The sequence below is a fragment of the Muricaecibacterium torontonense genome, from assembly GCF_004793925.1.
Lineage (GTDB): Bacteria > Actinomycetota > Coriobacteriia > Coriobacteriales > Atopobiaceae > Leptogranulimonas > Leptogranulimonas caecicola.
Window position 1 is genome coordinate 248,554 of the sequence record NZ_SRYE01000002.1, and the last position, 12,012, is coordinate 260,565.

General features: G+C 61.2%; 7 protein-coding genes. 5 read left to right on the plus strand and 2 right to left on the minus strand.

The genetic code is table 11. The features are described from left to right. Positions 1-75 precede the first annotated feature (75 nt). Together E5334_RS04055 and E5334_RS04060 are read left to right on the plus strand one after the other, a co-directional pair. Positions 76-816, plus strand: a complete 741-nt coding sequence (locus E5334_RS04055; protein ID WP_265592045.1) for an amino acid ABC transporter permease — start codon at positions 76-78, stop codon at positions 814-816. Further along, positions 809-1,573 carry an amino acid ABC transporter ATP-binding protein gene (locus E5334_RS04060; protein WP_136012325.1) on the plus strand — a complete coding sequence of 255 codons (765 nt, stop codon included), beginning with the start codon at positions 809-811 and terminating at the stop codon, positions 1,571-1,573. The genes E5334_RS04055 and E5334_RS04060 overlap by 8 nt, the downstream gene beginning before the upstream one ends. 273 nt (positions 1,574-1,846) lie before the next feature. Here E5334_RS04060 and E5334_RS04065 read toward each other — a convergent pair whose 3' ends face one another. Both E5334_RS04065 and E5334_RS04070 read right to left on the minus strand, forming a co-directional pair. Then, positions 1,847-6,901 (minus strand): YDG domain-containing protein, encoded by a 5,055-nt coding sequence (locus tag E5334_RS04065; protein WP_136012326.1) that lies wholly within the window; start codon positions 6,899-6,901, stop codon positions 1,847-1,849. Positions 6,902-7,186: 285 nt separating this feature from the next. Further along, positions 7,187-8,629, minus strand: coding sequence for an LCP family protein (locus E5334_RS04070; RefSeq protein ID WP_265592049.1), 1,443 nt, complete (start codon positions 8,627-8,629; stop codon positions 7,187-7,189). Positions 8,630-9,172: 543 nt separating this feature from the next. Here E5334_RS04070 and E5334_RS04075 point away from each other — a divergent pair. The 3 genes from E5334_RS04075 (at position 9,173) to E5334_RS04085 (ending at position 11,874) form a co-directional block, all read left to right on the plus strand. Then, entirely contained in the window at positions 9,173-10,225 is a 1,053-nt protein-coding gene (locus E5334_RS04075) for a methionine ABC transporter ATP-binding protein (protein ID WP_136012328.1), read from the plus strand. After that, a complete protein-coding gene (locus tag E5334_RS04080; RefSeq protein ID WP_211082068.1) occupies positions 10,222-10,881 on the plus strand; it encodes a methionine ABC transporter permease in 660 nt (219 codons plus the stop codon). The genes E5334_RS04075 and E5334_RS04080 overlap by 4 nt, the downstream gene beginning before the upstream one ends. Positions 10,882-11,025: 144 nt before the next feature. Then, positions 11,026-11,874 carry a MetQ/NlpA family ABC transporter substrate-binding protein gene (locus tag E5334_RS04085; protein ID WP_136012329.1) on the plus strand — a complete coding sequence of 283 codons (849 nt, stop codon included), beginning with the start codon at positions 11,026-11,028 and terminating at the stop codon, positions 11,872-11,874. Positions 11,875-12,012: the final 138 nt, after the last annotated feature.

Below are 12,012 nucleotides of genomic sequence, written 5' to 3' on the forward strand. Positions count from 1 at the left end.
CACGCCTCCCATAAGAGTGCCGCCAGACAGCCGCGATCCCGGCAGCGTCTTTTTTGGGCGCCCGATGGAGGTGCAGTGCCTTGCGGGCGCGCCGCTCTCAGCTACCTGGTAGTTTGTGCTGCAGTAGTGACAGTGGTGTGGCTTTCGCTGGGGGCTGCGGGCATCGCCCTCAACTTTGACTTTGTGGCCCAATACCAGGCACGCATCTGGGACGGCTTTTTGACCACCTTGGGAATCTCTGCGGCTTCGCTGGTGTTGTCGCTGGCCATAGGTATTCCTGTTGCCGCAGGTCAGGGTGCACGTTTCTTGCCCTTGCGCTACCTGTGCGACCTCTACGTCAAGATCATCCGCGGCACGCCGCTGATCGTGCAGATCTACTTCTTCTACTACATCATCGGCACTGCCTGGGGCATCGACAACCGCCTGTTGGCGGGCATCATGATCTTGTCGCTCTTCTCGGGAGCCTATATCGCCGAGATCATTCGTGGCAGCCTGTTGGCTCTGGACAAAAGCCAGCTGGAGGCTGCGCGTTCGGTGGGCTTCACGCGCACTCAAACCCTGCGCTATGTGGTCATTCCCCAGCTGGTTGCGCAAACGCTGCCCGCGCTTACGGGTCAGGCGGCCTCCATCATCAAGGACTCGTCGTTGCTCTCGGTCATCGCAGTAATCGAGCTTACCCAGACCATCCGTGAGATCACGGCCACCAACTACAACTTCTTTGGGGGCTTCTTGCTTTTGGGCGGCCTTTACCTGGTGCTCACCCTGCCCATCATGTTTGTGAGCCGACGTTTTGAGAAGAGGCTCTCCTATGAGTGAGACCGCACCTAAGGCTGCAGGCCTTCCCCTGAAGTTGGAGCATATAACTAAGTCATTTGACGGCGTGCCAGTGCTCCGAGACGTCTCCTATGAGGGAGAGGTTCGTGCACTGGCCATCATCGGGCCTTCGGGTGGCGGCAAGTCCACATTGCTGCGCATCCTGGGGGGACTGCTTGCCCCCGACGGCGGCCGGCTCACAGTAGATGGCCAGCCGGTGTCTTTTGATGAAGAGAGCCTGCGAGCCTATCGCGCGCGGCTGGGATTTGTCTTTCAAGATGGCGGGCTCTTTCGCCACATGAGCGCCCGCCAAAATATCGAGGTGCCCCTGCAGGCGGTCCATGGCTACGGCGAGCAGGCGGCAGCCCAGCGCGCCTCGGAGCTGTTGGAGCGGCTGGGGCTTTTGGATCAGGCCGAGAAGCGCCCCGGCCAGCTCTCGGGAGGCCAGCGGCAGCGCGTGGCCATAGCGCGAGCGCTGGCAGCCTCACCTGACCTGTTGCTGTTGGATGAGCCTACCAGCGCCCTGGATCCTGAGTACACCACTGAGGTGCTCGACGTGGTGAGCGAGCTCAAGCACGCAGGCACCCGCTTCATTATCGTCACCCATGAGATGGGTTTTGCCGCACGGGCCTGCGACACGGTGGCATTCCTATATGGGGGCCGGCTTTTGGAAGCAGGCCCTTCTCGGCAGCTCTTTGACCATCCGCGCACCCCGGAGCTCACGCGTTTCTTGGGCCGGCTTCTGGAGTGGAGCCTCTAGAAAAGCTGTGGGCCTGCCGCCGATCTCCTTGTTGAGAAACGCCTCCCTGCCGAGAAGATCGCGGCCAACGCTGCTGCTCTTCACTCCTTGATCGACGGCTTTCGCAGCCGCAGCTAGTGCCGCCTCCTAAGCCCTTGCATTGGCAATAGACCCCAGCTCCTCAGGTGGCGCAACCCTTGGGGGCCGGGGTTTCTCGGCAAGAAAACGCCCCGACGCTCGAGAGCTTCGGGGCGTGTGGTCATAGGCGAGACCGTGGCGTTGCGCTATGGGTGTCTAGGCGTCTTTGCGTATCAGGCGCACCAGTATCAGCGCCATGAGGGCGGTGACGGCTGCAGCGACGCTTAAGAGGGGAGCCACCCAGGAGGTGGTGTCGCCGGTGGCGGGCATCCCGGAGCTGGGCTGCGGGGTGATGAGCACGCGGCTGCCATTGGGAGCCGGGGTATCGGGGTCGGCAGGTGCAAGATCGGCGGGGGTCGGTTGAGGTTGGGGCTCCGGCTCTGGCTTGGGATCCGGGTCTGCCTCCAGCTCCACCTGCACGGTGTGGGGGCCGTCGATGTAGCTAAAGGTCACGTGATCGGTGGCCAGAAGCGACGTGAGCTCCACGCCGTCCACCAGCACACGGGCCACGTGGAACCCAGGCTCTGCACTCCAGCTCACGGTGTAGGTGCCGCCTTCGACTATCTCGGCGCTGGAGCTCACCTGGCCCAAGCCACCCGTGACCGAGGTGGCGATGTTGAACATCTTCCCCTCTTGCTTGGGGGCTGCTTGCTGCTGGACGGAGACTTCCTCGTCGTTGCCCTTGGAGGATTTCTCCACCACCAAGGTGATAGGGGTGTCGCCCGCGGGGTTGATGACGCCGCCGGGGACGTCGGCGGGATCTACCACCACATAGCCGCGCTCGATGTCCTCAGGGGTGAGCTCGATCTCGTGATGGGGGCCGTTCGGGTCGCCCACCACGACCTTGGCAGGAACGTTGCCGTCGGGGATGTTCTCCCACTTGACCACGATGGGCTGGGTGGGATCCACAGGGGCGCCAGGAGTGCCGGGAGCAGGATCGCTGCCAGGATCGGGATTGGTTACTTCTACCTTGCCCGAAGACCCCTCCACCTTGGGCGTCACCGTGGGAGTGGAGTCCTTGGCGTCGTCAGAGTCCTTGGGCGCGTAAGGCTCGCTGTTCTTGGCAAAGTACACCTCGACGCGATGGTTGTGCTGCACGCCCTCAAAGCTGTAGTTGGCGGTGGAGCTGTTGATCTCGCCGGCTGCCTGGGTCTCTTGTGGGAAGACCGGAGTCTGGCTGCCTGCGCGGTCGGCTGCCTGGAAGAGGGCGGCGCCGGCGGGACGAGCCATCTGAGCCACAAAGGACGCACCTCCCTCATAGCGGGCTGCCGAGAAGGACGCATTCTCAGGGGTGGCAGACTCACTGGTGGGCTCGACGGTTTCCGGGGTTGCTTCAGGCACGGTAGCCTCTGCCTCAGGAGCCGGGGTTTCATCGGCTGCGTCGGCAAGCTCGGAGCTCTGGGGCTCTTGGGGCGCCAGATCCAAAGCCTCAGCCACGGCGGTGTGGTTCTCGGCAGCCTGAGCCACCTCGACGGCGGCTTGAGCAGTGACAGACGCTGCTGCGGTGTCGTCGCCGGTGGGGGTCTCGGTGGGCGCAGCGGCCTTGAGCTCAGGGTCGGCTACGGGATCGGGGACGACGGGGGCTTCCGGCTGGGGCTTGGAAGGATCGTAGGCGGGAGCGTCGTAGACCGTGGTGCCGTCCACCACTACGCGCACGATGCGGCTGTCCTCGTTGGGGGTGCCCAAGACGTCGCGGTAGCTCTGGCCCTTGAAGAGGGTGCGGTGGTTGGAGACCGTACCGGCGCCCCCGTTGACCGAGTAGCCGTAGATGTTCACGTTGTAGAGCACCGGACGCATGGAGACCACCACGTTCTTGTGCTCGTTGATGTTGTCCAAAGTAAGGCTGGTGTCGCTGGCGCCGGCGCTGGGCACGCCGTTTACGGTGACGCCGGAGACTTCCCACACGCCGTAGGAGGGATCCTCGGTGTCGGGGATGGGTTGGATTACCGTGTCCCAGGCCACCGAGTAGTTGGCACCGGGAGCCACTGTGGAGCCGCCGGTGATGGCGCCGGGGCCGTTTACCACCTTGGTGGACACCATGTAGTCGCGAGAGGTGACGTCCAGCAGTGCGTTTAAGGACTTGTAGCGGATGTCCACCACGTGATTGGCGGCGATGTCGTCAAAGATGTAGCTGCCGCTCTCGATCTGCTCGGGAGTGAGGGCGGTGGTCCCGTCGATGACGATCTCGCTTACCTTGAAGCCGGCAACGGGCTCCCACCACACGTTCACATCTTCGCCGCCCTCGACGGTTTGGGAGGGCGAGCACTCCAGCATCCCTTGGGTGCCGTAGCGGTTCACGGTGACGGTATACCAGCCGCGGGTAGCAGAGCCGCCTACCGAAGGCAGCGTGGCGACGGTCACCACCACTACGTGATTGGCGTCCAAATCCTCAAAGTCCACCGCATCGCCTGTGGGCTCGACGGTCTTGCCGTCGATGGTGACCTCGGAGACATAGCGGTTGAGGCCGGGAGTCCACGTGACCGAGTAGGACGAGCCTTCGCCCAATGTGGCCGTGGGGGAGATGGAGCTGTCAGAGGCGATGGCGCCCCTCAGGCGGGTGGTGACGGTGAAGTAGCGGGTCTCAGGATCGGTCTTGATAGGCTCTGGCTCTACCTCGTAGGTGATCTCCACGCGCACCTCGGGCTGGTCAGGGTCGGGATTGGGATAGGTGACCACCACAGTGTAGGTGCCAGGGTCATCAGGATCGATCTCGTCGACCTCCTGCTTGCCCTTGATGATCTCGATCTTGGGCTCCACGCCCTCGGGGATCTCGGGAATCGTGGGGGTGTCCGGTTTGGGGTCGTCATCAGGGTTGCCGCCCGGGTTGTCACCTGGGTTATCGCCGGGTTTACCACCGATAATATCTTCAACCTTTTTAAGAATGTCTTCTGGACCCACGGGATCGTCGCCGGGCTTCACGATGACGGGGTCGCCGGGCTTGATGGGCTCAGGGCTGTCAGGATCCACTGGAGTGGGGTCGTTGCCGGGAGTCACTACCACGGTGGAAGGCTTGGGCTCGATTGCCAGGGTAGTTGGTGCGACGGATACCAGGTAGTTGCCAATGAGGAACTTGCCGTCTACGGCAGAGACGTTGTCGCCGGAGAGCTGGGTGGAGACCTGATAGCTGCCGCGCACTGGGGATTTGAGATCCAGCTTGAGGCCTCCGGCAGTGGCGGCGGAGTGAGCCGGAGTCACCCCATTAAAGAGGCTTTGAGGATCGTCTTTATCGGCAGCTGCCAGCTGGTCGGTGGCGATCTCGAAGCTCTGGGCAGCCTCTTCCAAGCCTGCCTTGCCTGCACGCCAGGTCTCTACCTTGGCCAGATCTTGGCCCTCTTGGGGAGCCAGGGCATAGTAAGGGCTGACAGTGAGGGGCGCGGGCAGGATGGTGGCGGGGACGGTGAGGTCGTAGGTTCCGTCTCCGTTGTCCTTGAGGTTAGCCAGGTTGTAGTTGGCAGCGTCTGCGCCCTCGATACGCACGTTGTGCAAGGTGAGCTCGCGGGCGCCGGCATTGTCGCTGCTAAAGGCGGCAGAGTCAAAAGTCAGATGGGCGTCGCCCAGGCTCTCCACCAGCAGGTCGGAGAGGTCCAGCGATGTGGGGCTATCAAAGGCGGTGGTGCCGTCGTAGGTCTTGGACCAGAGGCGGCCGGGAAGCGCAGAAGGATCAGAAGGCTTATCGGGGCTGGGAGCGGGGGAGTTGGGGGCTGCATTGATGACCTTGGGCAAGATCTTGAACTCGGCAGAGCCAGGGGTGTAATCCTCGGCGGCCACGGTGCCGTCTGCATAGCGATAGGGGGCGCGAGATTCCACCTTGTAGGTGCCTACTTTGGTAGGCACGCCGTCGAGTGCCACCCAGTCCTTGCCCTGCTTTTGATAGTAGGTGCGGGTGACCGGGGCGGGCTCAGTGCCCGTCTCCTTGCCGTCTGTGCCAAAGAGGTGCAGCTTGACCTCGGGGTCGCCGTTGACGTTCTCGGAGACCTTGAGAGGCTCGCCTACGCGCACGTTGTCGGCGCTGGTAGTGATGGTCTTGCCCTTGGGGTCGATGTCGATCTCCACCTTCACCACGATGTCCACGTTGGCGTCGCCGCCACCGCCTGAGGTTGAAGGGTCATCGGAATCGCCCTCCATGCCGCCGTATTCAATGACATAGGCGGTGCAAGAGGTGTTGCCGTTGGCGAAGTCGTTCCAGAGGCCTGAGACAGACGAATAGAAGTGCATGCATTGCTCGCCGCTTGAATTGTTGGGTTCGTTGGGCGACCAATTGTTGTAGATGGTGGGGCTATTGTTGTTGAGAGGGTCAGGGGAAGGATCTGGGGCAGCTGTCGGGGTATTCAGGCCCCATGACACAAGCTTGCCGGCCTCTGGGCCGCACACCCAGAAATAGTAAGCTGCTGCAGGCATTGTGCTGGAGGGGATGGTAATGCCCTTGGAGGCATAGAAGTCCTTGTAGGTGTTCTTCACGGGCCCGGTGTAGGCGTCGAGGCAGGTGGCGCCTGTCCAGCAGTTCTCGCCGATCATGGTATAGACGTAGTCATGCTCTTTTTGGCTGGTAATGGTGACCAGGTAGCCCTGCATACCCATATAAGTCTTGCTCTGGGCTGCCTTGAATGCCGTTTCCCAAGAAGCGCCTGAGGCTTTCACCGTCTCATAGTAGTGCCCATTCAACGAGTTGTAGTCATAGAGGGACTGCACGGGCTCGAAGTTGGCGATCATTCGAATGCTCTTAGTGGTAGTGGCATCTGAGAGTGTGATGGTCATATGGTCGCGCAGGTACTGCTGCCACTCAGCAGCGGTTGCTCCCGATGCGCAGTTCACCGATTTGTTGCCGCGCTTGTTGCCGGCGAAGAGCTCGAACTTGCCCGAAGCGTCCACATTGATGGCATCCGTGGTGGTGATGGCTGAGGTGAACTGCACCGTGATGGATTTTATGAGCCTGTCTGTGTTGCTCTCCACCGTGAGGTAGGGGAAGTACCAGGTGTTGGTATGGCCTTCCACAGGCACTGCCGCTCCTGCCTTGATGGACAGTGTGGTGTCGTCGCCAGCGGCAGTGCTCGCGGTGACATCGTCTGCCGCCAGGGCCACTGTGGGTGCAAAGGCCCCCACAGGCACCATAGAGAGCAGCAGCATCAAGCTCATGACCCACGCCGCTATGCGCGAAAGACGGCTGCATCCCCCTCTCTGGTGCGTCCTAGACAGATGTGTGTGGTCGCTCATGGCCATCCCCTTCTCTCACGTAGCCTCGAGCCTAGGGCTGCCAAGAAACCCAGCGGCTAAGGTCGAAACCCCTAATTGCTAGAAAACCCAAGGTAGAAGGCATATTATGCCTACTGTATACATAAACCTGAAAGGTATCTGTAGGGTGAGTATAGCCACAGAAAACCCCTCCTGTAAGGAGGGGTTCGCTAAGTTTTATGGGGATTGATGTGCGGCGAACAGGCAGGTAAACCTTCTAAAAGGTGTGGGATGCACCATATATAGCGCGACGGCTCGCCGAATGCCCTAGCTGTAGTTGCGCAGGTCGGTGCCCAACACTACCAGTACGTCGGCATCTGATATGTAGACGCCTTCACCCGGCACCACTTCCACTTCGCCGCCCAATGCCTGGGCCACTGCCTGAGCTTTGGGCTTGGCGGCGTCATTCATATAGGCAACCACGGTGCTGTCGTAGCGGTTGCGTGCGGTGCCGGCAGAGGTGTCGTAGCCATAGGCCGCCAAGCTGTTGGCAACGCGCCCAGCCAAGCCGTCTTCGCCTGCGCCATTGAGGACCTCGACGGTGCCGGAATGGACGGTTCCGTCCTTATCGGCAGAGGTATTGGTGTCGAAGGTGGTGGAATCTTGGCCTGAGCCCCCGTCGTTTTTGACGTTGGTCTTGCCGCCAGCCACCTCGCCGGTGGGGTCGTCGTCGGCGCTCTCATAGGGGGAGAGGCCCTGGTCCACGCGGCTCATCATCTTTTGCCAGGCAGCGGTGTCGCAGATCTCGTACCAGGTCTCGTTGAGGTAGGTGGAGGTGGTGGGCTCCATGCCGGTATAGACGTCGGTGTCCATGTTGATGCCCTTCATCTGGGCAGCCAGGTTGAGGATCTGCTGGAGCGAGAGGTCGGTGGACACGGCGTCTGCCATCGAAGAGATGGTGGCTGTCATGGTGGCGGGGTCGCTTGCCAGCACCTTCTTGACGATGGCGGCGATGACCATGCGCTGGTTGGCGGCGCGATAGAGGTCGCCGTCGCCATAATTGTCGTAGGCGTGGCGGCTGCGGCAGAGGGTGAGGGCCTGGGCGCCGTTCAAGGTTTGCTCGCCCTTTTGGATGGGCTCGCCAGCATAGGGGTCGTTGATGTCGATGGGCACGTCCACCGTGACGCCGCCAAGCGCGTCCACGATGCCCTCGAAGTGATCGAAGTCGATCTCTGCGTAGTGGGAGATGGGCACGCCGGCGAACTTGCTGATGACCTCAACTGTATAGGAGGGGCCGCCCACCGAGTAGGCCGCATTGATCTTTTGCTTGCCGTGCTCGCCAAGATCCACCAGGGTGTCGCGGTGGATAGAGACCAACGTCACCTGCTTTTGCTTGGGATCGATGCGGGCCAGCATGATGGAGTCGGTGCGGTAGTTGGAAGAGTCCTGGCCGTACTCCGCGCTCTCTGCACGCTGCTCGGATTTATCCACGCCCAAAAGCAGCATGTAGAACGGGTCATCTGCCTGCACGTTGGTGAGGGTGCCGCGAAGCTTGTCGTTCACGCCCTCATGGAGGCGGTTCTCGATGTTGGAGAGATAGGCCCAGGCGATGCCGCCGCCGGTAAGGATCACGCAGAGCACAATGATGACGGCCACGCGAATGCGCTTGTGAAGGCTGCGACGCTTGCGGGCAGCCGAATAGTGCTCTACCGCGCTTTGACGGGAGAGATCTTGGGCTTCTGGCTGCTGAGTGCGGCGATGCTTGCTCAATGGAAAACCCCTCTTGGCTGGAAATGTTGGCAGCGAGGTCATAGAAGGAAGACGGTGGGGTACATAGGAGGAGCGGGCCGGAAGGCTCGGGTTTCTCAGGCGTACCTTAAGGTCTCAGACCTGCAAGGATGGGCGGCCCATTGCACCTAAGGTGCCTATGCAACAAGCCGCCATAATGAGTGAATATAGATTCGACTAAGTATACAAGCGACAAATCTAAGGTGTATGGCGGCGCTATGAACAGGCCGTGTGGTTTTAGATGAGTCTGATAGCTTAGAGGCGCCCTGCCGCATCGCTCTCTTTGGGGTCGCGACGCATATGGGCCCTTCTTGCATTTGGCAGCTCTGGGCCTGTTTCCTTAGCTACCTGCCTGTTTTTGGTCACGCGGGCATTGTTAAGGATGCATCACAGCAGTTCCAAAAGGGTCCTGCGGGCTTTAGAGTGGACAAAGACTTTTGGGGCACTGCACAGGTCCCAAAGTATCTGGGATGCCTACTCTTTATGGTGCACCTCAGGCCATGAACTACTGCAAGGACGGATCTTTTGATAGAACTGCGCGACCTCGATAAAACTTTTGAGACTGCCAACGGCCCGCTTCATGCGGTGCGCCAGGTCAACCTCACCATCGACGATGGGGAGATCTTTGGCATCATCGGCTTTTCCGGAGCGGGCAAGTCCACGCTGGTGCGCTGCATCAACTTGCTGGAGCGCCCGGACGCAGGCGCAGTGATTATCGACGGCACCAACCTTATGGAGCTCTCCGCTAAAGAGCTTCGAGCCCAGCGCAAAAAGATCGGTATGATCTTCCAGCAGTTCAATCTGCTTCAGCAGCGCAGTGTGCTGGCCAATGTGCGCTATCCCTTGGATATCGCCGGAGTCAAGCGCGACGCGGCTAATGCCCGGGCCAAAGAGCTTCTCGAGACCGTAGGCCTTGCCGAGAAGGCCCAGGCCTTCCCCTCGCAGCTCTCCGGTGGCCAGCAGCAGCGGGTGGCCATTGCCCGTGCCCTGGCATCGGATCCCTCCATCATCTTGTGCGACGAGGCCACCAGCGCGTTGGACCCTGAGGCTACACGCTCGGTGCTCGACCTGCTCAAGGAACTCAATCGCACGCTTGGCGTCACCATCGTGGTGATCACCCATGAGATGAAGGTGGTGGAGCTGGTCTGCGACAAGGTGGCCGTCATGGCCTCTGGCGAGATCAAAGAGGTAGGCACGGTCCACGACGTCTTCTTGCACCCCCAAAGCGCCACTGCCCGCCGCCTCATCGAGCCGGCGGTAGACGCGCTGGAAGCGCGCGAGGGCCAGGTGCCCGCCGGCATGCTGCGCATCGCGTTTACCGGCGAGGAGTCTGGCGATCCGGTCATCAGCGACCTCTCCATCACCTGTGGCGTGCGCGTGTCCATCATGGGCGCCAATACTCAAGACATCGGCGGCCATGCCTATGGCCAGATCCTCATACAAATGCCCCAAGACCCGGATGCCTGCGCCCGCATCAGGGCTTATTTGGACGGGCGCGGCATTCATTACGAAGAGAGCGGAGACCCACGAATGCCCGGCGGGGACAACCCTCAGCAGGCAGGAGGCGATGAGGCATGAGTCAAGAAATGATCGATCTTTTAGCCTCAGGAACCTGGGAAACCCTCTACATGACGCTGGTTTCCACCGCCATCGCCTACCTGTTGGGCGTGCCTTTGGGCGTGGTGCTCTTTGTGACCTCGCCAGACGGCATCGCTCCCAACAAGGCAGTGAACCTGGCAGTGGGCGTCATCGTGAACATCCTGCGTTCTATTCCCTTCCTCATCCTGCTGGTGGCAATCCTGCCCTTCACCCGCGTGGTGGTGGGCACCACCATCGGCTCTACCGCCACCATCGTGCCTTTGGTGGTGGCAGCGGCCCCCTATGTGGGTCGTATGGTGGAGTCCTCCTTAAAAGAGGTGGACCCTGGCGTCATCGAAGCAGCCCGCGCCATGGGCTCTTCTCCGCTGCAGATTGTCACCAAGGTGTTGCTCCCCGAGGCTGGCCCCTCCCTTTTGGTGGGCGCCGCCATCTCGCTGGCCACCATCCTGGGCTACTCGGCCATGGCAGGATTTGTGGGCGGCGGCGGCCTGGGCGCCATTGCCATCAACTACGGCTACTACCGCTATCAGACCGACGTCATGCTCATCACCGTGGCACTCCTGGTAGTGATCGTGCAGATCTTCCAGGAAGGCGGCCTCAAGCTGGTGAGCCGTGTGGACAAGCGCCGCCGCTAGGGATACCCGCAAGGGTTCTGCCTGCAAAGGCACGGGCTTCTCGGCCAGCCATTCTGAGATCTAGGAATGAAACAAGCAGTGCGCATGCATCAATACAGAGTGCATCACAGAGTGCATCAATACATTAAGAAAGCGAGTATCGCTATGTCTTTGAAAAAGGTCCCCTTCCGTATTCTGGGTCTATGCCTGGTGGCCGTGCTGGCGGTAGCTGGGCTTACGGCGTGCGGGCAGTCGGGCAACGGGCAGTCGGGTGACGCCTCGGGCGACAAGACCATCAAGATCGGCGCCAGCCCCACCCCTCACGCCGAGATCTTGAACAACCTCAAGGAGCAGGCCAAAGAGGACGGCTACACCCTGGATGTGGTGGAGTACAACGATTACATCCAGCCCAACACCGCTCTGGAGGACGGCCAGCTGGATGCCAACTACTTCCAGCACATCACCTATTTGAACGACTTCAACCAAGAGAACGGCACTCATCTGGTGGACGCCGCCGACATCCACTTCGAGCCCTTCTGCCTCTACGCCGGCAAAACCGCCTCGCTGGACGCGCTGCCTGACGGCGCCGTAGTGGCCGTGCCCAACGACACCACCAACGAGGCCCGCGCATTGCTGCTGCTCCAGCAGGAAGGTCTCATCAAACTCAAGGACGGAGCCGGCCTGAACGCCACGGTGGTAGATATCGTGGAGAACCCCAAGAACCTGCAGATCCAGGAGATGGAGGCTGCTCAGCTGCCCCGTTCGCTCCAGGATGTGGACATCGCGGCTATCAACGGCAACTTCGCGCTGGGTGCCGGCCTCAAGACCGAGGACGCCCTGGCCACCGAGTCTGATACCGGCGAAGCCTCCAAGGCCTATGTGAACGTGCTGGCCGTGAAGGACGGCAACCAGGACAGCGAGAAGACCAAGGAGCTGGTGAAGCTGCTCACCAGCGACCAGACCCGTCAGTTCATCGAGGACAACTACAACGGCGGCGTGGTAGCGGTCTTCTAAGCGCGCTGCCAAGAGCAGCTGCCGGCCATTGCCTCCCGGAGGCGGCAGGCGGGTTTCTCGGCAGCTGCGGGCGCGGGCTGCGAGCCGGTATGCACAGGCTTTGAGCTCACAGGAACCGACATTCAATGGGGCGCTGGC

Coding starts and splice junctions, on each gene's coding strand:
- E5334_RS04060 (WP_136012325.1), top strand. CDS start 809: ATGAGTGAGACCGCACCTAAGGCTGCAGGCCTTCCCCTGAAGTTGGAG.
- E5334_RS04065 (WP_136012326.1), bottom strand. CDS start 6,901: ATGAGCGACCACACACATCTGTCTAGGACGCACCAGAGAGGGGGATGC.
- E5334_RS04080 (WP_211082068.1), top strand. CDS start 10,222: ATGAGTCAAGAAATGATCGATCTTTTAGCCTCAGGAACCTGGGAAACC.
- E5334_RS04085 (WP_136012329.1), top strand. CDS start 11,026: ATGTCTTTGAAAAAGGTCCCCTTCCGTATTCTGGGTCTATGCCTGGTG.